This is a genomic window from Aquabacterium humicola, assembly GCF_030167915.1.
In the GTDB taxonomy this organism is placed as follows: Bacteria; Pseudomonadota; Gammaproteobacteria; order Burkholderiales; family Burkholderiaceae_C; genus Pseudaquabacterium; species Pseudaquabacterium humicola.
On sequence record NZ_JARGNB010000001.1, the window covers coordinates 1909207 to 1930802 of the forward strand.

15 protein-coding genes are annotated in these 21596 nt (G+C 70.0%); all 15 read left to right on the top strand.

What is annotated here, in order from left to right; genetic code table 11:
• The first annotated feature begins 1 nt into the window (after position 1).
• The 15 genes from P1K89_RS08480 to P1K89_RS08550 all read left to right on the top strand — a co-directional run bounded on the left by P1K89_RS08480 (position 2) and on the right by P1K89_RS08550 (position 21594).
• On the top strand, positions 2–1975 hold the full coding sequence (locus P1K89_RS08480; RefSeq protein WP_284615942.1) for an ATP-binding response regulator: 1974 nt from the start codon (positions 2–4) through the stop codon (positions 1973–1975).
• 247 nt (positions 1976–2222) lie between these two features.
• Positions 2223–3242, top strand: a complete 1020-nt coding sequence (gene tssA, locus P1K89_RS08485) for a type VI secretion system protein TssA (protein ID WP_284615943.1) — start codon at positions 2223–2225, stop codon at positions 3240–3242.
• 38 nt (positions 3243–3280) lie between these two features.
• Positions 3281–3799: a type VI secretion system contractile sheath small subunit gene (gene tssB, locus P1K89_RS08490; protein WP_284615944.1), complete on the top strand. Its 519-nt coding sequence runs from the start codon at positions 3281–3283 to the stop codon at positions 3797–3799.
• A 46-nt stretch (positions 3800–3845) separates the two neighbouring features.
• Positions 3846–5345: a type VI secretion system contractile sheath large subunit gene (gene tssC, locus P1K89_RS08495; protein ID WP_284615945.1), complete on the top strand. Its 1500-nt coding sequence runs from the start codon at positions 3846–3848 to the stop codon at positions 5343–5345.
• Between the two features lie 78 nt (positions 5346–5423).
• Complete coding sequence (locus tag P1K89_RS08500) at positions 5424–5900, top strand: Hcp family type VI secretion system effector (RefSeq protein WP_284615946.1); 477 nt, start codon at positions 5424–5426, stop codon at positions 5898–5900.
• Between the two features lie 63 nt (positions 5901–5963).
• Positions 5964–6491: an Hcp family type VI secretion system effector gene (locus P1K89_RS08505; RefSeq protein WP_284615947.1), complete on the top strand. Its 528-nt coding sequence runs from the start codon at positions 5964–5966 to the stop codon at positions 6489–6491.
• On the top strand, positions 6491–7360 hold the full coding sequence (locus tag P1K89_RS08510) for a type VI secretion system accessory protein TagJ (protein WP_284615948.1): 870 nt from the start codon (positions 6491–6493) through the stop codon (positions 7358–7360). Before P1K89_RS08505 ends, P1K89_RS08510 begins: the two co-directional genes overlap by 1 nt.
• Positions 7361–7396: 36 nt before the next feature.
• Complete coding sequence (gene tssE, locus P1K89_RS08515; protein WP_284615949.1) at positions 7397–7939, top strand: type VI secretion system baseplate subunit TssE; 543 nt, start codon at positions 7397–7399, stop codon at positions 7937–7939.
• Between the two features lie 18 nt (positions 7940–7957).
• On the top strand, positions 7958–9859 hold the full coding sequence (tssF, locus tag P1K89_RS08520; protein WP_284615950.1) for a type VI secretion system baseplate subunit TssF: 1902 nt from the start codon (positions 7958–7960) through the stop codon (positions 9857–9859).
• A 39-nt stretch (positions 9860–9898) separates the two neighbouring features.
• Positions 9899–10966, top strand: coding sequence for a type VI secretion system baseplate subunit TssG (gene tssG, locus P1K89_RS08525; RefSeq protein ID WP_284615951.1), 1068 nt, complete (start codon positions 9899–9901; stop codon positions 10964–10966).
• 33 nt (positions 10967–10999) lie between these two features.
• A complete protein-coding gene (tssH, locus tag P1K89_RS08530; RefSeq protein ID WP_284615952.1) occupies positions 11000–13738 on the top strand; it encodes a type VI secretion system ATPase TssH in 2739 nt (912 codons plus the stop codon).
• Between the two features lie 62 nt (positions 13739–13800).
• Positions 13801–14820 (top strand): M35 family metallo-endopeptidase, encoded by a 1020-nt coding sequence (locus tag P1K89_RS08535; RefSeq protein ID WP_284615953.1) that lies wholly within the window; start codon positions 13801–13803, stop codon positions 14818–14820.
• A 28-nt stretch (positions 14821–14848) separates the two neighbouring features.
• Entirely contained in the window at positions 14849–16189 is a 1341-nt protein-coding gene (locus P1K89_RS08540; protein WP_284615954.1) for a tetratricopeptide repeat protein, read from the top strand.
• Between the two features lie 88 nt (positions 16190–16277).
• A complete protein-coding gene (locus tag P1K89_RS08545) occupies positions 16278–18983 on the top strand; it encodes a type VI secretion system Vgr family protein (RefSeq protein ID WP_284615955.1) in 2706 nt (901 codons plus the stop codon).
• A gap of 4 nt (positions 18984–18987) precedes the next feature.
• Positions 18988–21594, top strand: coding sequence for a DUF2169 family type VI secretion system accessory protein (locus P1K89_RS08550; protein WP_284615956.1), 2607 nt, complete (start codon positions 18988–18990; stop codon positions 21592–21594).
• Positions 21595–21596: the final 2 nt, after the last annotated feature.

The following is a 21596-nucleotide window of genomic DNA, read 5'->3' on the forward strand; positions in this document are numbered from 1 at the left end:
CGTGGCCACGGCCGGTTCTCCCGAGCCGGCCCTGCCGGCCGACCCCGCCGCCGCGGCGGCGACCAGCGCGCCAGCCATGACGCCGGGGGGCTCGCCCGCCATCGCGCCCGCCATCGCGCCCGTTAACGCGCCCGTTGACGCGCCCGCCGACGCCCCCGCGCCGCCGCTGGTCTTCATCGCCGTCGAGGCCGACCAGCCGGTGGCCGACGCGGCGGCCGCCACCGAACGCCGGATCGCCGAGCGCCGGCAGATCGACGAGCGCCTGCGCGACGCGGCGCTGCGCGCGGCGCTCGCGGCGCTGCCGACCTGGGGCCTGTGCCTGGCCGCCAGCACGCCACCGATCGTGCTGGCGCTGTGGTGGCGCTCGCCGGCGCTCGCGCTGGCCGCCGGTACGCTGCTGCTGGGCATCGCGACCCTGCTGTGGTGGCTGCCGCGGCAGACGCGCCACCGCGTCGCGAAACCCGGCGAACCGAGTCCCACCGGCCACCGCATCGCCGCGCTGGTGAGCAGCGCGGGCCTCGCCGTCGGCGCCCTGCCCTGGCTCGGCGCCGCACTCGGCGGCCTCGGCGAGGCCGGTTTCGGCCTGCTGACGCTCGCGAGCACCGTCTTCGCCTTCGCCGGCGCCGCCAGCCTGTCGCCGCTGCCGCGCATCTCGCAGGCCCTGGCGCTGCTGCCGCTGTCGCCGGCGCTGGCGGCGGCGACGCAGCTCACCGGCCCGGCGCGCATCGCACCGCTGTTCGGCGGCGTCGCGGCCTGCCTGGTGGCCGCGGCCGTGCTGCGGCTGCGCCAGCGCAACTGGCGCCAGAACACGCGCGCGCTGATCGAGCAGGGCGCGCGGCTGCGCGGGCTCGAGGGCGAACGCGACGCCGCGTGGGCGGCCGACCAGGACAAGAGCCGCTTCCTGGCCATCGCCAGCCACGACCTGCGCCAGCCGGTGCATGCGCTGGGCCTGTTCGCCGCCACCCTGCACAAGCGCCTGCAGCACAGCCCCGACGAACCGCTGGCGCGCAACCTGATGCGCTCGATCGACGGGCTGGAGCGCTCGTTCAATGCGATGCTCGACATCTCGCGGCTCGACGCCGGCGTGATGAGCCCGCGGCTGCAGACCTTCCCGCTGCGCGACATGTTCCGCCGCCTGCACATGCACTACGCCGGCCAGGCCGAGCTGGCCGGGCTGGGGCTGCGCTTCTCGCCGGGCGGCAAGTCGGTGACCAGCGACCCGCAGCTGCTCGAGCGCATCGTCGGCAACCTGATCCAGAACGCGATCAAGTACAGCGAGCACGGCGGCATCGTTGTCGTCGCGCGCTCGACCAGCCGCTTCGTCAACGTCGAGATCTGGGACACCGGGGTCGGCATCGCCCCCGAACTGCTGCCGCGCATCTTCGAGGAGTTCTACCAGGTGGGTCGCGGCGAGCGCGACCGCACGCATGGCCTGGGCATGGGGCTGTCGATCGTCAAGCGCCTGGCGCAGCTGCTGAACCATCGGCTGGTGGTCGCGTCGCGCCCCGGCAAGGGCACGATGTTCCGCATCGGCATCCCGATCGGCCAGCTGCCAGGCATCCAGGAGGACATCGCGCCGGCCGATACGCTGCCGATGGTCGCCTCGGCCCCGCAGATGGTGCTGGTGATCGACGACGAGGAACCCATCCGCGAAGGCCTGCGCCTGCTGCTCGAGGAGTGGGGCTATCAGGCCATGACAGCGGCCGATGCGCAGCAGGCCGAGCACGCGACGCAGGCGCTCGAGGGCCACGTCGACCTCGTGCTGTCCGACCTGCACCTGGGCGACGGCCCCGACGGGCTGGAGGCCATCGCCGCGGTCCGCAGGCTGTGCGGCCAGGAGGTGCCGGCGATCCTCGTCACCGGCGACACCGCGCACGACGAGATCCAGCGCATCACGACCAGCGGGCATCCGGTGCTGTTCAAGCCGGTGCAGCCGCGGCGGCTGTTCGAGGCCTTGCGAAGCACCTTGAACTGAGGCGGCGCCTGGCGCTGACGCGCACCCTCGCCGAGGCTGCGCTGCCGAAACCAGGGCAGCTACGCGGCGCCGGCGGGCGCGGGTGCAGTGCCGACCGAGAAAAGCTTCTCGCTTCGTGGGGGGCCTCCGCCACCCCGGCCGGGGCAGATGACTTTCGACCACTGTGCGCGGGGGGCGGGCCTCCTAGAGTCGCTCCCAATGCAAACGGGACCGGCTGTCACAGGCTGGTCGAACCCCCCAGGACACCATGCTCGACATCGAGTCGCTCGCCAGCCCGATCGCGGAAGACGCCCCCAGCGGGGCCGACCTGGAGTACGACCCGGTTTTCCTGCAGCTGGAACTGGCCGGCGCGGGCAAGCCCGAGCAGCAGTACGGCGACCACATCGTCGCGGCCGAGGGCCCCGACTGGCGCACCGTGCAGGAGCATGCGAAGGATCTCGCCGCCCGCACCCGCGACCTGCGCGTGGCCGTGTGGCTGGCGCGCAGCGAAGCCCGCCTGAACGGCCTGCAGGGCGCGATGCAGGGCCTGCAGCTGGTGCAGCGGCTGCTCAGCGAGCAGTGGACCACCGTGCACCCGCAGCTCGACGCCAGCGACCACGACGATCCCACCATGCGCATGAACGCGCTGGCGCCGATGGTCGCGATCGACGCGCTGATTGCCGACCTGCGCGCCGCCCCGCTGGCCGGCGACCGCGGCGGCATCACGCTGCGCGACCTCGAGCTCGGCCTCGGCAAGGACGAGCCGCGCGACGGCGAGTCGGTGCCCAGCGAAAGCGGCGTGCGCCAAGCGCTGTCCGCTGCGCTGCAGCACCAGCCCGCGCTCGGCGAGGCCATCACCGCCGGCACCCGGGCGATGCGCGAGGCGGCCAAGCTGCTCGACGACAAGGTCGGCACCGCGGCGCCGGAGTTCCGCCCGCTGCAGAAGCTGCTGCAGATGCTGGACGAGGCCACGAACGCGGCGCAGGGCGTCGCCTCGGAGGCGGCCGCCGACGACGACGCCACCGCCGCGGCGGGCAGCGTCGGCGTCGCAGGCGCGCCGCGCAGCATCTCGGCGCCCGGCACCATCTCCAGCCGCGAGGACGCCGCCCGCATGCTCGAGCGCGTCTGCGACTGGTTCGACCGCCACGAACCGAGTCACCCTGCTCCCCTGCTGATCCGACGCGCGCAGCGCTTGATGAGCAAGAGTTTCATCGAGATCATCCGTGATCTCGCGCCCGACGGCCTGAGCCAGATCGAACGCCTGGCCGGTTCCGAGAACGAGAACTAGACCCTTTCATCCACCGCACGCACTGACAGGAGCACGTCATGGCCACCAGCAGTCAAAAGTTCATCGCCCGCAATCGCGCACCGCGGGTCCAGATCGAATACGACGTCGAGCTCTACGGCGCCGAGAAGAAGGTCCAGCTGCCCTTCGTGATGGGCGTGCTGTCGGACCTCTCGGGCAAGCCCACCGAGGCGCTGCCGCCGGTGGCAGAGCGCAAGTTCCTCGAGATCGACGTCGACAACTTCGACTCGCGCATGAAGTCGATGAAGCCGCGCGTCGCGTTCCAGGTGCCCAATACGCTGACCGGCGAGGGCAACATCGCCGTCGACATCACCTTCGAGAGCATGGACGACTTCTCGCCGGCCGCCGTGGCCGCGAAGGTCGACGGCCTGAAGCAGATGCTCGAGGCGCGCCAGCAGCTGGCCAACCTCATCACCTACATGGACGGCAAGACCGGCGCCGAGGAACTGATCGCCAAGGTGATCAAGGACGAAGCCCTGTTGAAGTCGCTGGCCGCCGCGAAGGCCGCCGCTCCGGAAGCCGACAAGCCGGCCGAATAAGCCCGCCCACGTCGACGCACCTCAATCCATCCGGAGCACATTCACCATGGCTGACGCATCCACCCAATCCGGCGCCTCCGCCCTGCAGGGCCTGACCTTCGAAGGCGGCGAGTTCGCCTCGCTGCTGAACAAGGAATTCAAGCCGAAGAGCGAAGAGGCCAAGTCCGCGGTCGAATCCGCGGTGCTGACGCTGGCGCAGCAGGCGCTGTCGCAGACCAAGGTCATCGGCAGCGACGTGCTGGTCTCGATCGAGGCCATGATCGCCGAGATCGACAAGAAGCTCTCCGAGCAGGTCAACGCGATCCTGCACCACGAGGACTTCCAGAAGCTCGAGAGCGCCTGGCGCGGCCTTCACTACCTCGTCAACAACACCGAGACCGACGAGATGCTGAAGATCCGCGTGATGAACATCTCGAAGAACGACGTGGCCAAGACGCTCAAGCGCTTCAAGGGCACGGCGTGGGACCAGAGCCCGCTGTTCAAGAAGGTCTACGAAGAGGAGTACGGCCAGTTCGGCGGCGAGCCCTTCGGCTGCCTGGTCGGCGACTACTACTTCGACCAGAGCCCGCCCGACGTCGAGATGCTCGGCGAGATGAGCAAGGTCTGCGCCGCCGCGCACGCGCCCTTCATCGCCGCGGCCAGCCCGACGCTGATGCAGATGAATTCGTGGCAGGAACTGGCCAACCCGCGCGACCTGACGAAGATCTTCTCGACGCCCGAGTACGCCGGCTGGCGCTCGCTGCGCGAATCCGACGACTCGCGCTACCTCGGCCTGGCGATGCCGCGCTTCCTGTCGCGCCTGCCGTACGGCGCCAAGACCAACCCGGTCGAAGCCTTCAACTTCGAGGAAGAGACCGGCGGCGGCGACCACAGCCGCTACACCTGGACCAACGCGGCCTACGCGATGGCCGTGAACATCAACCGCTCGTACAAGCTCTACGGCTGGGGCACCTGCATCCGCGGCATCGAGTCCGGCGGCGCGGTCGAGGGTCTGCCGACGCACACCTTCCCGACCGACGACGGCGGCGTCGACATGAAGTGCCCGACCGAGATCGCCATCAGCGACCGCCGCGAGGCGGAGCTCGCGAAGAACGGCTTCATGCCGCTGGTGCACCGCAAGAACAGCGACTTCGCGGCCTTCATCGGCGCGCAATCGCTGCAGAAGCCGCAGGAGTACGACGATCCCGACGCCACCGCCAACGCGAACCTCTCCGCGCGGCTGCCGTACCTGTTCGCCTGCTGCCGCTTCGCGCACTACCTGAAGTGCATCGTGCGCGACAAGGTCGGCTCGTTCAAGGAACGCTCCGACATGGAGAAGTGGCTCAACCAATGGATCATGAATTACGTCGACGGCGACCCGGCGAATTCGTCCCAGACCACCAAGGCCCAGAAGCCGCTGGCTGCCGCCGAGGTTCTCGTCGAGGAGATCCCCGGCAACCCCGGCTACTACAGCTCGAAGTTCTTCCTCCGGCCGCACTACCAGCTCGAAGGGCTGACGGTGTCGCTGCGTCTCGTATCCAAGCTGCCGTCGCAGAAGCAGCAATAACCACTGTTCGTTAACGCGTCCGCTTCCAGCAATTCACCACCCCACCTCACTCACTCACTCACATTCAGGAAACTCATCATGACCATCGATTGCCATATCAAGTTCGACGGCGTTGAAGGCGAAGCCACCCACAAGGACCACAAGAACGAGATCGAAGTGCTCTCGTGGAGCTGGGGCGTCTCGAACGCCAGCGGCTTCGCCGGCGGCGGCTCGGCCCAGGGCAAGGGCACCGCCAGCGACTTCAACTTCATGCACAAGTACGACAAGGCCTCCCCGGTGCTGGCGAAGAACTGCGCCTCGGGCAAGCACTTCAAGGAAGTCGTCATGACCGCGCGCAAGTCCGGCGAAGGCCAGAAGGACTTCTTCAAGGTCACGATGAAGGAAGTCTTCATCACCAGCGTGCAGCCCGCCGGCTCCAGCGGCGGCGAGATCGTCGAGTCGGTCTCGATGACCGCCAAGGACATCGAGTACTCGTACAAGCCGCAAGACGACAAGGGCGGCCTGGGCGGCGAAGTCAAGTTCGGCTGGAACATCGCCACCACCGAGACGCGCTGATGCCCACTGGCGGCCCCGCCCCGGCGGGGCCGTCTGCCGGTTCGCCACCGCAGGAGTGCCTTCATGGCCGTGATGCTCAATGAACTCAACGTCCCGGTGCGCGGTCAATCCGGCAGCGACGTCTTCCTGCGCGTGCAGACCAAGCGCGCCGGCAAGATCAAGGGCGAATCGACCTCGCTCGGCCACGAGGAAGACATCATCGTCGAACGCTGGCAGTGGGGCCTGACGGCCAGCTCGGCGATCGGCAATACCCAGGCCACCTCGCGCCGCTCGTATTCCGCGCTGACGGTGCACAAGCGCATCGACTCGGCCACCACCGCGCTGATGTCGGCGCTGGCGACCAACGACGAGGTCAAGGAAGCCAAGCTGACGATGCGCAAGGCCGGCGGCGAGCAGAACGACTACTTCGTGATCACGCTGAAGGGTGCCCGCATCAGCGGTGTCACGCACAGCACCGGCAGCGACGGCGAGACCGCCGAGATCGTGGCCATCGTCTTCACCAAGGTCGAAGTCGAATACAAGCCGCAGAAGTCCACCGGCATCAAGGGTGGCAGCATGACCTTCACCGACGAACTGGTGGAGTCCGCCTGATGACGCAAACCCCTCAGGAACTGCTCGCCGCCGGCGATCCGAAAGGCGCGCTCGCCGCGCTGCAGTCGCAGGTGCGCGGCAAGGCCGCCGACGCCAAGCTGCGCATCTTCCTGTTCCAGCTGCTGTCGGTGCTGGGCCAGTGGCAGCGTGCGATGGACCAGCTGCATGTCTGCGGCGAGCTCGATGCCGCCGCGCTGGCGATGGTCAACACCTACCGCCCCGGGCTGCAATGCGAAGCCGTGCGCGAGGCGGTGATGAGCGGCAAGACGCTGCCGCACGTGTTCGGTCCGCCGACCGCCTGGGTCGCGCTGCTCGCGCAGGCGCTGCAGGCCGATGCCACGGGCGAACATGCGCAGGCCGCGAAGCTGCGCGAATCGGCCTTCGAACAGGCCGAACCGACCGCCGGCGCGATGAACGGCGAAGCCTTCGACTGGATCGCCGACGCCGATTCGCGGCTTGGGCCGGTGCTCGAGATCGTCATCAACGGCCGCTACGGCTGGGTGCCGTTCGCGCACCTGCAGAAGATCGTCGTCGAGGCGCCGGCCGACCTGCGCGACCTGGTGTGGACGCCGGCGCAGATCACCTTCGCCAACGGCGGCGAATCGGTGGCGCTGATCCCGACGCGTTACGCCGGCACCGCGACCGCCGATGCCGACGGCGCGCTGCTGATGTCGCGCAAGACCGAATGGCTCGAGCTGGCCGAGGGCCAGTACCGCGGCCTCGGCCAGCGCGTGATCGCCACCAGCAGCGCCGAGCTCGGACTGCTCGAGGTGCGCGAGCTGACGCTGCAGACCAGCGTGCCGGCCGAACCCGAAGCGCCCGCGGCGGCCGACGACGCGGCCGCCGGCCCCAGCGACGGCGGCGGCTGACGCTCGCACGCCGCAGATCGACCGCACCGCCGACCGATGGCCACCAGCACCGAAATCCGCGACCGCCTGCAGCCCGCGCTGCTGGACCGCCTGACCGACGACGCCCCGCACGAACGCCAGGAATCCTCGGATCGCCGGGTGATGTCGAAGGCGGCGCTGCGCCAGGCGGTGCTGCGCGACCTGAGCTGGCTGTTCAACGCGACGCAACCCCTGCCGCCGTCGCAGCAGGAACAGCATCCGATGATCGCCGAGAGCGTGCTGAACTACGGGCTGCCGGCGCTGTCGGGCCAGCTCGTCAGCAAGGTCGACGTCAACCAGCTCGAACGCACGATCCGCCAGGCCATCCTGCGCTTCGAGCCGCGGCTGCTGCCCGAATCGCTGAAGGTGATCGCGCTCGAGGCCACGCACGTGCTCGACACCCACAACATGATCGAGTTCGAGATCCGCGGCCATCTGTGGGCGCAGCCGGTGCCGCTGGAGGTGCTGCTGCGCACCAAGCTCGACCTCGAGGCCGGCCAGGTCGAGGTGCGCGACGCCACCAGCGCCGTGCCCTCGCGCGCCGCGGCCGCCGGTCGCTGACGCGCAAAGGCAGCGGCCATGGACCCCCGACTGGTTCGCCTGTACCAGGACGAGCTGACCCACCTGCGCGAGGTCGGCGGCGAGTTCGCCGCCGAGTTCCCGAAGATCGCCTCGCGCCTCGGCCTCGAAGGCATGGAGGTCGCCGACCCCTATGTCGAGCGCCTGCTCGAAGGCTTCGCCTTCCTCGCCGCCCGCGTGCAGCTCAAGCTCGAGGCCGAGCAGCCGCGGCTGATCGCGCACTTGCTGGAGTCGATCTACCCGAACTTCCTGGCGCCGGTGCCCTCGATGATGGTGGCCCGGCTCGGCGCCGATCCGGCCGATCCGAACCTCGCGCGCGGCTACAACGTGCCGCGCGGGGCGACGCTGCAGTCGCTGCAGCCGCGCGGGCAGGAAACCTACTGCGAGTTCCGCACCGCGATGTCGGTGACGCTGTGGCCGATCGAGCTGGTCGGCGTGCAGTACTTCACCCACGCGCCGGACCTGTCGCTTGCGCGGCTGCCGCAGGCCAAGCCGGCCAAGGGCGGCCTGCGCATCAAGCTGCGCGCCGGCGGCGGCCTGCGTTTCGACCAGCTCAAGCTCGACCGCCTCGGCTTCTACATCGCCGCGCCCGACGACATCGCCTTCCGCGTGCACGAGCTGGTGCTGGGCACGCCGCTGGGCACGCTGGTGGTGCCCGGCACGCCCGGCGCCGCCGCGGGCGGCTCCAGCGCCGAGCTGGCACGCCAGTGGCGCGGCCCGGCCAGCGTGCAGCCGGTCGGACTGGCCGCCGACGAGTCGCTGCTGCCCGAGACGCTGCGCGCGTTCTCCGGCCACCGCCTGCTGCAGGAGCTGGCCGCGCTGCCGCAGCGGCTGATGTTCTTCGACCTCACCGAGCTCGCACCGCGTCTGGCCCAGGTGACGGGCGACACGGCCGAGCTGGTCATCCTTTTTTCACGCGGGGATCCTGCACTCGAAACGCTGGTGGACGGCGGGACCCTCGCGCTTTTCTGCACGCCCGCGATCAACCTGTTCCAGAAGCGGGTCGATCGCGTGCAACTCGGCCCCGGCGCCTGGGAGTACCACCTGGTGCCCGACCGCACGCGGCCGATGGACCTCGAGGTGCACAGCGTCGAGTCGGTGGTCGGCCACGGCACCGGCCGCGAGCCGCAGCGCGAGTTCAAGCCGCTGTTCACGACGCACCACGAGGCCCCGCTGGAGGGCCACGGCTACTTCACCGTGCGGCGCGAGCCGCGGCTGATGTCGCAGCGCCAGCGCCAGCAGGGGCTGCGCTCGTCGTACATCGGCGAGGAGATCTTCCTGTCGCTGGTGGACGCTCACCATGGCGCCTATCGCGAGCACCTGCGCCAGCTGTCGGTGATCGCCTGGTGCAGCAACCGCGACCTGCCGGCGCTGCTGCCGCAGGCCGGCGCCAGCGGCGCGGACGCGTGGAAGCTCGACGCCCCCGGCCCGGTGTCCACCGTCACCTGCGTGCGCGGCCCCACCCGGCCGGTCTCGCGCCGGCCCACCGGCGACATCGGCTGGAGCCTGATCAGCCAGCTGACGCAGAACCACCTGTCGCTGGCCGGCAGCCCGGAGCAGGTGGCGTCCGCGCTGCGCGACACGCTGAAGCTCTACGGCCCGCCGGCCGACCTGGCATGGAGCCACCAGGTCGACGGCATCCTGAGCCTGCGCGCGCAGCCGGTGGTGCGGCGCCTGCCGTTCAAGGGCCCGCTGTCCTTCGGCAGCGGCATCGACCTGACGATGGAAGTCGACGAGCTGCGCTTCCAGGGTTCCAGCGCCTTCCTGCTGGCGTCGGTGCTCGAGCAGTTCTTCGCCCGCCATGCGGCGATCAACAGCTTCACCCAGCTGACGCTGCGCAGCCAGCAGCGCGGCCTGGTGAAGACCTGGGCGCCTCACCTGGGCGATCGGGCCACCCTGTGACGCCCGGGCGGCACCGCCAGCGAGCCAGACCCATGCACCATGGATAGCCGCGCGCTGCAGCAGCTGTTTGCCGACGTCGAGGCCCAACCATGGGCCTTCGACTTCTATGCGCTGATGCGGCGCATCGACGCGCTGCGGCCCGAGCATCCGCCGCTGGGCCTGGGCCAGCGGCCGTCGCAGGAGGCGGTGCGCCTGGGCCAGGTGCCGGAGCTCGACTTCGCGCCGGCCGCGATCTCGCGCTTCGACCACCACGGCCGCAGCGTGCCCCACGTCGGCGTGCGCTTCTTCGGGCTGCTGGGGCCGCACGGTCCGATGCCGCTGCACCTGACGGAGTACGTGCGCGAGCGCCTGCACCAGCGCGCCGACCCGACCTCGTCGCGCTTCCTCGACATCTTCCACCACCGCATGATCAGCCTGTTCTACCGGGCCTGGGCGCAGTCCCAGCCGGTGGTGCAGCAGGACCGGCCGCTGACCGACCGCTACGGCGCGTGGCTGGGCGCGACCTTCGGCCTGAACCGCCTGGGCAGCGGCCGCGACGCGATCCCCGACAGCGCCAAGCTCTACCAGGCCGGCATGATCGCCAGCCGCAGCCGCCATCCCGAAGCGCTGACCAAGGTGCTGCGCCAGTACTTCGGCGTGCCGGTGGCGCTGGAAGCGAACGTCGGCCAGTGGCTGGCCATCGCCGGCGAGGACCGCTCGCGCCTGGGCTTCGCGCGCAACCGGCCCGAACGATCGCAGGTGCCGCATGCCGAGCTGGGCCTGTCGGCCAATGCCGGCCACAAGGTCTGGGACCGCCAGTACAAGTTCCGCCTGCGCCTGGGGCCGCTGAGCCTGAAGCAGTACGAGGACTTCCTGCCCGGTGGCCGCGCCTGGCAGCCGCTGGCCGACTGGGTGCGCCTGCTCGCCGGCCTGGACCTGGGCTGGGACGTGCAACTGGTGCTGAAGCAGGCCGAGGTGCCGAAGCCGCACCTGGACCGCCGCATGCGCCTGGGCCTGACCAGCTGGCTCGGCCGCCGCGGCCGCCAGCCGCCGGCCACCGACCGCGACGAGCTGAAGCTGCGGCCAGGCAATGCATTCCTGCTGCGACGCCTGGGCGCGCGCGTCTGACGATCACAACACGATTCCTCCAAGGAGCTCACGATGGCTGAAATCTCCCGCACCGCACTGTTCGGCAAGCTCAATCCGCTGGCCTACAAGGCCATCGAGGGCGCGACCGTGTTCTGCAAGATGCGCGGCAACCCGTACGTCGAGCTGCAGCACTGGCTGGCGCAGATCCTCAATGCACCGGACAGCGACCTGCACCGCATCATTCGCCACTACGAGCTCGACACCGCGGCGCTCGCCGCCGACCTGACGAAGGCGCTCGACCGGCTGCCGCGGGGCGCCTCGTCGATCAGCGACCTGTCGGAGTTCATCACCAACGCGGTCGAACGCGGCTGGGTCTACGGCTCGCTGATGTTCGGCGAGAACCAGGTGCGCACCGGCCACCTGCTGGTCGGCATGCTGAAGACCGCGTCGCTGCGCGGTGCGCTGCTGGCAATCTCGAAGCAGTTCGAGAAGGTGCCGCTCGACGACCTGACGGCCAAGTTCAATACGCTGCTCGCCTCGTCGCCCGAGTACGTGATGACGGCCAGCGACTCCGGCGGTGCGCCCGGTGAAGCGAGCGATGCGATCGCGCCGGCGGCGATGGGCAAGCAGGAAGCGCTCAAGCGCTTCACCACCGACCTGACCGAGCAGGCCCGCAGCGGCAAGATGGACCCGATCGTCGGCCGCGACGACGAGATCCGCCAGGTCGTCGACATCCTGATGCGGCGGCGCCAGAACAACCCGATCCTGGTCGGCGAGGCCGGCGTCGGCAAGACCGCCGTCGTCGAGGGCTTCGCGCAGCGCATCGCGCGCGGCGACGTGCCGCCGGCGCTGAAGGAAGTGACGCTGCTCACTTTGGACGTTGGCCTGCTGCAGGCCGGCGCCAGCATGAAGGGCGAGTTCGAGCAGCGCCTGCGCTCGGTGATCGACGAGGTGCAGGCCTCGCCGAAGCCGATCATCCTGTTCATCGACGAGACGCACACGCTGGTCGGCGCCGGCGGCGCAGCCGGCACCGGCGACGCGGCGAACCTGCTCAAACCCGCGCTCGCGCGCGGCCAGCTGCGCACCATCGGCGCGACCACCTTCGCCGAGTACAAGAAGCACATCGAGAAGGACCCCGCGCTGACGCGGCGTTTCCAGTCGATCCAGGTCGACGAGCCGACCGAGCCGCGCGCGGTGCTGATGATGCGCGGCGTCGCGTCGACGATGGAGAAGCACCACAAGGTGCAGATCCTCGACGAGGCGCTGGAGGCCGCGGTCAAGCTGAGCCACCGCTACATCCCGGCGCGCCAGCTGCCGGACAAGTCGGTGAGCCTGATCGACACCGCCTGCGCGCGCGTGGCCGTCAGCCTGCACGCGACGCCGGCCGAGGTCGACGACTGCAGCAAGCGCATCGAGGCGCTGGAAGTCGAGCAGGGCATCATCGCCCGCGAAGGCGCGATCGGCATCGACGTGGCCGAGCGCTCCAAGCTGGTCGAGGAGCAGCTGACCGAGGAACGTGCCCGCCTGGACAAGCTGACGACGCGCTGGCAGGCCGAGAAGGTGCTGGTCGAGAAGCTGCTGGACCTGCGCTCGAAGCTGCGTGGCAGCACCGAGCCGGTCGAGGGCACCGGCAGCAAGCTCGAGGCCAGCGTCGCCAGCGACGCGCAGGAGGTCAAGGCGGCGCCGGACGCGCTGGCCAAGCCCGCGCTGTCGGCCGAGGAGCGCGAAGCCGCGCTCGCCGAGCTGCATGCGGTGCAGAAGGAGCTGCAGGAGCTGCAGGGCGAGACGCCGCTGATCCTGCCGACGGTGGACTACCAGGCGGTGGCCTCGGTCGTCGGCGACTGGACCGGCATCCCCGTGGGCCGCATGCAGGCCAACGAGATCGACACCATCCTCAAGCTGCCGAAGACGCTGGGAGAACGCGTGATCGGCCAGGACCACGCGATGGAGATGATCGCCAAGCGCATCCAGACCTCGCGCGCCGGCCTCGACAACCCGAACAAGCCGATCGGCGTGTTCATGCTCGCCGGCACCTCCGGCGTCGGCAAGACCGAAACCGCGCTCGCGCTGGCCGAGGCGCTGTACGGCGGCGAGCAGAACCTGATAACGATCAACATGAGCGAGTACCAGGAGGCGCACACCGTCTCGTCGCTCAAGGGCGCGCCCCCCGGGTACGTCGGCTACGGCGAAGGCGGCGTGATGACCGAGGCGGTGCGGCGCAAGCCCTACTCGGTGGTGCTGCTCGACGAGGTCGAGAAGGCCCACCCGGACGTGCACGAGATCTTCTTCCAGGTCTTCGACAAGGGCTTCATGGAGGACGGCGAGGGCCGCTTCATCGACTTCAAGAACACGCTGATCCTGCTGACGACCAACGCCGGCACCGAGATGATCGCCAGCCTCTGCAAGGACCCCGAGCTGATGCCCGATCCGGAGGGCATGGCCAAGGCGCTGCGCGAGCCGCTGCTGAAGATCTTCCCGCCGGCGCTGCTCGGGCGGCTGGTGACGATCCCGTACTACCCGCTGTCCGACGACATGCTCGGCCGCATCGTCAAGCTGCAGCTCGGACGCATCAAGAAGCGGGTCGAGCAGCGCTACAAGATCCCGTTCGAGGTCGACGACGAGGTGATCAAGCTGGTCGTCTCGCGCTGCACCGAGAGCGAATCGGGCGGCCGCATGATCGACGCGATCCTCACCAACACGATGCTGCCGGCGGTCAGCCGCGAGTTCCTGCAGCGCATGATGGAAGGCCAGCCGATCACCCAGGTGCGCGTCAAGGTGAGCGACTCGGACTTCGCCTACGACTTCGGCTGAGCGTCGCGCCGGACGCACGCCAGCCCCATCCCATCCCGCCACGAAAACCCGGAGAAAGGTCCATGGCCACGATCCCCAGCTACGACGAGTGGATGAAGCGCACCAAGCGCGGCCTGCTGCAGACGCGCAGCGACGAGCTGAAGGACGTCGACAAGGCGCTCAAGCGCTACGACGGCAACAAGTCGGTCGACAACAAGAAGCTGCTGCGCGACGAGCTCGAGAAGTGGAAGAAGAGCAAGGGCACCGGCGACCAGTGGAAGCTGAGCATCCGCAATACCAAGGACCAGATCGTCGAGGAGCTCGACGAGGCGCTGAAGCCCTATCGGGTCGGCGGCACGCCGGCGTGGGTCGCGCCGCCGCTGCCGCTGAACCCGGCGGCGGGCAGCGTGCACCTGGGCCAGAGCTTCGAGCATGCGAACTCGAAGGAACGCGTCGACGTGCCGCAGGCCTTCAAGCGCGCGCAGGCGCTGATCTCGCGCGCCTTCCAGGGCATCACGCAGGCCCGCCTGGCCACCACGCCGCAGCGCGCGATCTACGAGACATGGTTCGGCACCTGGTCGCAGACCCGCTTCGCGACGGTGTTCAACACGGTCAAGGAACTGCACGACGCGCTGCACCTGAAACCGGTGGTGCTGTACTACCGCGGCAAGAACGCCCAGGGGCCGACCGACTGCCCCGCAGAGGGGGGCGACATCGCCGGCGAGAACTTCTTCGGCGCCGCGTGGAAGCCGAAGGACCTGCCGCCGGAGCTCGACCGCAAGTTCACCTACATCTTCCTCGGCAAGGCCTTCTTCAAGTCGGGCATGTACGCCAACGACTCGATCGCCGGCGTGATCATCCACGAGCTGAGCCATTCGATCTGCGGCACCGACGACGTCAACTACAAGGGCGAGGACACCTACGGCCCCGACCTGTGCAAGCGGCTGGCCACCGAGAAGCCGGACCTCGCGGTGTTCAATGCCGACAGCTACGAGTACCTGTGCGAGAACTTCCAGAACACGCTCTTCGTGCCGAAGCCGAAGACCATGAACCTGCCGAAGAAGGCCTCGATCGCGCTGCAGATGCGCGCTCCGGTGGTCTGAGCGCGGCGATGCGCCGCGCGCGCCACGCATGAGCGCTTCCGACGCGCCGGTCGGTGCCGACCTCGCCGCCGCGCTCGCGGCCGCCATCGAGCTGCTGCGCAGCGAACGGCTGCCGGAGGCGGAAGCCGCGCTCGACGCGCTGCTGGCCTGCTGGCCGCAGCAACCGGACGCGCTGCATTACCTCGGCGTGCTGCGCCACGCGCAAGGGCGCGCCGACGACGCGGTGACGCTGGTGCGGCAGTCGCTGGCGGTGGCGCCGGGCAACGTCGGTGCGTGGAACAACCTGGGCAACATCCTGCTGCTGGCGCAGCGCTTCGACGAGGCGGCCGAGGCCTACGAGGCCAGCGTGGACGCGGCGCAGGGCACGCCGGAAGCCTCGCGCGCGCTCGACAACCTGGCGGTGCTGTACCGCCGGCAGGGGCAGGCGGCCGCGGCCGAGCGGGTCGCGCGGCGCGCGATCGAGCTGAACCCGGACGATGGGGATGCCTGGTACCGGCTGTCGCAGTCGCTGCTCGACCAGGGCCAGGTGCGCGAGGGCCTGCTCGCCAACAGCCGCGCGGTCGCCTTGTGGCCGCGCCACCAGCAGGCGCGCAGCGACGTGCTGCGCGCGCTGGTGCTGCTGGGCGAACGGCAGCGCGCGGCGGCGCTGTACCGCGAATGGCTGGACGAGGAGCCCGACAATCCCGTCGTGCAGCACCTGCTCGCCGCCAGCTCCGGCGAGTCGACGCCGGAGCGCGCCAGCGATGCCTACGTCGAGCAGGTCTTCGACAGCTTCGCCGCGTCCTTCGACGCCAAGCTCGAGTCGTTGAATTACCGCGCGCCGTCGCTGGTCGCGCAGGCGCTGCGCGAGGCCGTCGGCGAGCCGGCCGGCGACCTGCAGATCGCCGACCTCGGCTGCGGCACCGGCCTGTGCGGCCCGCTGCTGCGACCCTTCGCGGCGCGGCTGGCCGGCTGCGACCTGTCGGTGGGCATGCTGCGCCAGGCCCAGGCCCGCCGCGCCTACGACCAGCTGCACAAGGCCGAGCTCGGCCACTACCTGCGCACGCAGCCCGATGATTTCGACGTGCTGGTGTCCGCCGACACGCTGATCTATTTCGGCGACCTGCACGCGGTGATGCACGACGCGCACACCGCGCTGCGCGCCGGCGGCTGGCTGATCTTCACCGTCGAAGCCTTGGCCGAGAACGACCCGGCGCCGCTGCAGCTGCAGCCGCACGGCCGTTATGCGCACCGGCGCAGCCATGTCGAGCAGGCGCTTGCCGCCGCCGGCCTGGCGCCCGACGCCATCACCGCCGAGACGCTGCGCACCGAAGGCGGCAAGCCGGTCGGCGGCTGGCTGGTGCGCGCGCGCAAGCTGCAACACGCCTGAAACAGCCGGTGTGACCTTCGGCGCTGGCCCGGCCGCGCCGGTCCCCCGACCATCGGGGCACCGCACGAGCGCATCCGAAGTCCGTCCCATGCCGATCGCCATCACGCTGACCACGCCGCTGCCGCCTGCCGACCTGCGCTTCGAGGCGCTGACCCATTCCGCCGGGCTGTCGACGCTCGAGGAAACGCGGCTGCAGCTGCTGAGCGAAAAGGCCGACCTCGTGCCCGAGCAGCTGCTGGGGCACCCGGTCGACGTGGCGATCGAGCTGCGCGACGGCGCCAAGCGCCACTTTCACGGCTACGTCGCCCGCTTCGCCTTCGGCCGCCACCAGGGCCGCTACTACGGCTACCAGGCCGAGGTGGTGCCCTGGCTGTGGTTCCTGACGCGGCGCGCCGACTGCCGCATCTTCCAGGACATGGACGTCCAGGAAATCGTCGAGAAGGTCTTCGAGAAGCACGCGGCGATCGCCAGCTACGAGTTCAAGCTGACGCGCCTGTACCGCAAGCGCACGTACTGCGTGCAGTACCGCGAGACCGACTTCAACTTCGTCGCGCGCCTGCTCGAGGACGAGGGCATCTACTGGTACTTCGAGCACACCGAAGGGCATCACAAGCTGATCCTCGTCGACATGGCCTCGGCGCATGCCGCGGTGCCGGGCTTCGAGGCGTTGCCGTTCTACGCCAACACCGGGCAGCTGTCGCCCGACGTCGACTTCGTCACCAACTGGAACTTCTCGCGCGGCGTCGCCAGCGGCGGCGTGGCGATGACCAGCTACAACTTCGAGTACCCCAAGAGCGCGCTGAAGGTCGCGCAGGCGGTGCAGCGGCAGTACGAGCTGTCGGCCTACGAGATGTTCGACTTCCAGGGCGACTACCAGGAAGTCTCCGACGGCCAGCAGCTGGCCGAGAACCGCATGGACGAGCTGCAGGCGCGCTTCGAGCAGGTCAGCGCGACGACCAATGCGCAGGGGCTCGCCACCGGCCACCTGTTCTCGCTGACGCGCCATCCGCGCGGCGACCAGAACGCCGAGTTCCTCGTCGTGCAGACGCAGATCCGCGCCTCGATGACCGGCAGCGAAGCCGCCGGCGGCGGTGGCGGCGGCATCGGCAACGACGGCGAATACAGCTGCACCTTCAACGCGCTGCGCTCGTCGCAGCAGTTCCGCCCGGCGCGGCGCACGCCCAAGCCCTTCGTGCAGGGGCCGCAGTCGGCGGTCGTCGTCGGCGGCTCGGGCGACGAGATCTTCACCGACGCGCAGGGCCGGGTGAAGGTGCAGTTCCACTGGGACCGCTACGGCCAGAAGAACGAGCACAGCTCCTGCTGGATGCGCGTGTCGCACCCGTGGGCCGGCAAGAGCTTCGGCATGATCCACATCCCGCGCGTCGGCCAGGAGGTCATCGTCGACTTCCTCGAAGGCGACCCGGACCAGCCGCTGGTGACCGGCCGCGTCTACAACGCCGACCAGACCCCGCCGTGGCAGCTGCCCGGCGCCGCGACGCAGAGCGGCATCCTGACCCGCTCGACCAAGGGCGGCGCCTACGGCAACGCCAACATGCTGCGCTTCGAGGACAAGAAGGGCAGCGAGATGCTGGACCTGCATGCCGAGAAGGACATGTCCACCGTCGTCGAGAACGACCAGTCCTCCAGCATAGGCCGCGACCGCACCGAGCAGATCATGCGCGACCGGCGGGTGACCGTCGACCGCAAGGACACGCTGATCGTCAACAAGGCCGGCCGCTTCGTCACCGTGGCCGCGGGCGGCGAGGAAGTCAACGTCACCGGCGGGCGCAAGTACAACGTCAAGGGCGGGCTCGACCAGAACACCATCCTCAACGGCCGCATCACGAAGATCACCGGGCCGGAGTCGCTGGGCGTCACGGGCGACGTGCTCCGCGTCGTCAACGGCAAGACCACCGACATCCACAACGGCGACTTCAAGGTCGGCGTCACCGGCAACATCGTGTGCTCGGCCACCGGCACGGTCAACATGACCGCCGGCGGCGCGGTCGAGTACGTCGGCCCCAGCTTCAAGTGGACGACGCCGGGCAACCTCGAGTACTTCGGCAACCAGTTCAACCGCACGGTGAACCAGGCCAACGACGTCTTCCTCGGCCCCAACACCGGCACCTACATGGGCGCGGTGGCCAACACCCTCGTCGCCGGCGTGCGCGAGACCTTCGTCGGCCTGAAGAACTCGCTCGAGCTGTCGCTGGCGACCACCTGCACCATCGGTGCGTCGATCAACACCTCGATCTCCGCGGCGCTCAACGCCGGGTTGTCGGCGACCATCGAGATGATGGCCGGCCCCGAGCTGGTGATGGGTCCGCTGGGCCTGGAGCAGAAGTCGATCGACGTCGCGCAGAGCGCGCTGAAGGTGATCACCGGCGGCGGCGGCGCGGGCGGCGGCGGTGGCGGCGGTGGGGCCGCGGCGGCGGCGGCCGTCGGTGCGGGCGTCGGCCTGAGCGTGGGCGCCGCCATCGGCAACGCGATGGCCGCCTACGAGGACATCGCCAAGTTCCTCGAGGACGTCAAGAAGGCGCCGAACTACGGTGAGGCGCGCAGCATGCTCGACGGCCCGACCCTGACCTCGATGGTGGCGACGATCTTCAGCGCCGGCACCAACGTCTACGAAGACGCGCATCCGGAACAGTCCGACGCCAAGATGAAGGAAAAGCAGGCCGAGATGAAGAAGCAGGCGGAAGCGCAGGCGGCGGCCGACCAGGCCGCGGCGCAGAAGGCGATGGACGCTTCGGCGAATCCGCCGGCGCCCGGCGGCGCGGGCGCCGGCCACTGATCCCATGCAGGTCCACAAGCCTGCCTGTGTCGGCCTCGGCAGCCGCGTCGTCCAGCACCGCGGCAAGCTCGGACTGAGCATCTCCGCGACGCTGTACTTTCCGTTCCGTTCGGCCGAGCCCTTCGGCCTGTGGGCCGAAGCGTCGATGTGGCGCTTCCTTGCCAAGGAGATGGCCGAGCCGATCGTCGACGAAGGCGTCATCAAGACGCAGCCGGAGTTCCTGGTGCACGGCATCGCCTGCCCGCCGGACGGCCCGGCGCCCGCCTGCGCGGTGCGCGCGACGGTGGGCAGCGTGCAGAAGACGCTGGTCGTGCATGGCGACCGGCGCTGGGTCGGCCGCCAGCCCAGCGAGGCCGAGCCGTTCGCGCAACTGCCGCTGGACTGGACCCGGTCCTACGGTGGCCCGGCGTTCGCCGCCAACCCGGTCGGCCGCGGCCACGCGCCCGCCGAGGACGGCACGCACTGGCTGCCGAACATCGAGTACCCCAACGCGCCGACCACGCATCCGGACAAGCCGCTGCCGCCGGCGGGCTTCGGCCGCATCGATCCGATGTGGACGCAGCGCGCGCAGCACCGCGGCACCTACGACGAGCAGTGGCTGCCGAACCATGCGCCGGGCTTCCCGCCCGACCTCGACTGGCGCCACTTCAACCTCGCGCCGCCCGACCAGTGGCTGCCGCAGCCGCTGCGCGGCGACGAGGCGTTCTCCTTCGACAACCTGCACCCGGGCAAGCGCAAGGTCGAGGGCCGCCTGCCGCCGCTGGCCTGCCGCGCCTTCATCCGCTACGGCTCGGGGCCGCTTCAGGGCAAGCTGCGCCACGTGCCGCTGGCGCTGTCGACGCTGTGGTTCTTCCCGCATGCCGAGTGCGGCGTGATGGTGTTCCACGGCCTCGCCAACTGCGCCGAGGACGACGCGGCCGACGTGCAGACGCTGATGTGCGCGGTCGAGCGCATCGGCCAGCATCGCCCCGAGGAGCACTACCTCGATGTGCTGCAGCGGCGCGAGGACCCGAAGCTCGGCGCGCTGTTCGCGCTGATCGAGTCCGACCTCGCGCCCACCGACCTCGACCTGGTGGACCCCGAGATGGCCGCCGCCGAGGCCGACTACCAGGTGCAGGGCTTCGTCGGCGAGGCGCAGTTCCGCGGCGCCGAGGTCAAGCTCGACATGGTGCGCAAGGACCTGATCGCCAAGGGGCTGGACCCCGATGCGCTCGGCGTCAAGCCGCTGGTGCGGCAGCGGCCGCCGACGCTGTCCGAGCTGCCGGCGCTGGTCGAGAAGACCATGCGCGAGGGTCTGCAGGAAACCGCCCGCGCGGCGATCGCCGCAGCCAAGGACATCGTCGAGGCCAAGCGCAAGGCAGAGCAGCATGGCGTCGATCTCGCGAAGATGAAGGTCAAGGGACCGCCGCAGTTCAAGGCCGCGCGCGAGCTGGCGATGCTGGCGACGCAGCTGAAGCACCACCCCGATCCGCAGGCCGGTGCGGCCAAGCTGCTGGCCGTCGCGCCCAAGCTGGCCGAGGCCGAAGGCGCGCAGCGCCTGGCCTACCGGCTCGGTGCGCACCTCCAGGAGCCGGCCGATGCGCTGCCGCCGGAGGACTCCGATCCGCGGCGCGCGCAGGTGATCGCGCTGCTGAAGCAAGGCAAGAGCCTGGCGCTGACCGGTCTGACCGGCGTCGACCTGTCGGGCATCGATTTCACCGGCGCCGACCTGACCGGCGCGCACCTCGAGAGCGCGAACCTGCGCGGCGCGAAGCTGGCGGGCGCGAAGCTCGCCGAGGCCGTGCTCGCCCATGCGCAGCTGCAGGGCGCCGACCTGCGCGGCGCGCAGCTGCAGCGCGCCAACCTGGGTGGCGCCGCGCTCGCCGGCGCGGTGTTCGACGAGGCCGATTGCAGCCACGCGAACTTCGGCACCTGCGTGCTCGACGAGGTGTCCTTCGTGCGCGCGGTCCTGATGCAGACGCAGTGGCTCGACTGCCAATTCGGCCGCTGCGACTGGCGCGGCGCCAATGCCGCCAGCGTGATGCTGCTGAAGCACACGCTCGACGGCCTGGTCGCCGACGGTGCCGACTTCTCGCAGGCCAACTTCATCGAGTGTTCGCTGGCCGGCACGCGCTTCGTGCAGGCGCGGCTCGCGTCGGCCAACTTCATCACCTGCAACCTGTCCGGTGCGGTCTTCACCGGCGCGCAGCTGCCGCAATGCATCTTCGCGCAGGGCTGCGACCTGCAGCGGGCCGACTTCGCGCAGGCCCGGTTGCCGGGCGCCAACCTGCGCGGCGCCAGGCTGGCCGGCGCGCGTTTCACGCAGGCCGACGCCGCGGGCGCCGACTTCTCCGAAGCCGATCTCACCGAGGCGCAGCTCGAAGGCGCGTCCTTCGCCGGCGGGCTGCTGATCCGCACCCGCTTCGAACGCGCGCGCGCCGCGCAGAGCAACTGGATGAATGCCATCGCCCAGAAGGCCGACCTGCGCGGCACCGACCTGCGCGGCGCCAACCTCTACGGCGCCGATGTCTCGCAGGTGCTGATCGACGAGCACACGCAGCTGGCCGGCGCGCTGAACGACCGCATGAAGATCCACCCGCGCCGCCGCGCACCGACGGTGACCGGGACATGAGC

Coding starts and splice junctions, on each gene's coding strand:
- tssA (WP_284615943.1), top strand. CDS start 2,223: ATGCTCGACATCGAGTCGCTCGCCAGCCCGATCGCGGAAGACGCCCCC.
- tssB (WP_284615944.1), top strand. CDS start 3,281: ATGGCCACCAGCAGTCAAAAGTTCATCGCCCGCAATCGCGCACCGCGG.
- tssC (WP_284615945.1), top strand. CDS start 3,846: ATGGCTGACGCATCCACCCAATCCGGCGCCTCCGCCCTGCAGGGCCTG.
- P1K89_RS08500 (WP_284615946.1), top strand. CDS start 5,424: ATGACCATCGATTGCCATATCAAGTTCGACGGCGTTGAAGGCGAAGCC.
- P1K89_RS08505 (WP_284615947.1), top strand. CDS start 5,964: ATGGCCGTGATGCTCAATGAACTCAACGTCCCGGTGCGCGGTCAATCC.
- P1K89_RS08510 (WP_284615948.1), top strand. CDS start 6,491: ATGACGCAAACCCCTCAGGAACTGCTCGCCGCCGGCGATCCGAAAGGC.
- tssE (WP_284615949.1), top strand. CDS start 7,397: ATGGCCACCAGCACCGAAATCCGCGACCGCCTGCAGCCCGCGCTGCTG.
- tssF (WP_284615950.1), top strand. CDS start 7,958: ATGGACCCCCGACTGGTTCGCCTGTACCAGGACGAGCTGACCCACCTG.
- tssG (WP_284615951.1), top strand. CDS start 9,899: ATGGATAGCCGCGCGCTGCAGCAGCTGTTTGCCGACGTCGAGGCCCAA.
- tssH (WP_284615952.1), top strand. CDS start 11,000: ATGGCTGAAATCTCCCGCACCGCACTGTTCGGCAAGCTCAATCCGCTG.
- P1K89_RS08535 (WP_284615953.1), top strand. CDS start 13,801: ATGGCCACGATCCCCAGCTACGACGAGTGGATGAAGCGCACCAAGCGC.
- P1K89_RS08540 (WP_284615954.1), top strand. CDS start 14,849: ATGAGCGCTTCCGACGCGCCGGTCGGTGCCGACCTCGCCGCCGCGCTC.
- P1K89_RS08545 (WP_284615955.1), top strand. CDS start 16,278: ATGCCGATCGCCATCACGCTGACCACGCCGCTGCCGCCTGCCGACCTG.
- P1K89_RS08550 (WP_284615956.1), top strand. CDS start 18,988: ATGCAGGTCCACAAGCCTGCCTGTGTCGGCCTCGGCAGCCGCGTCGTC.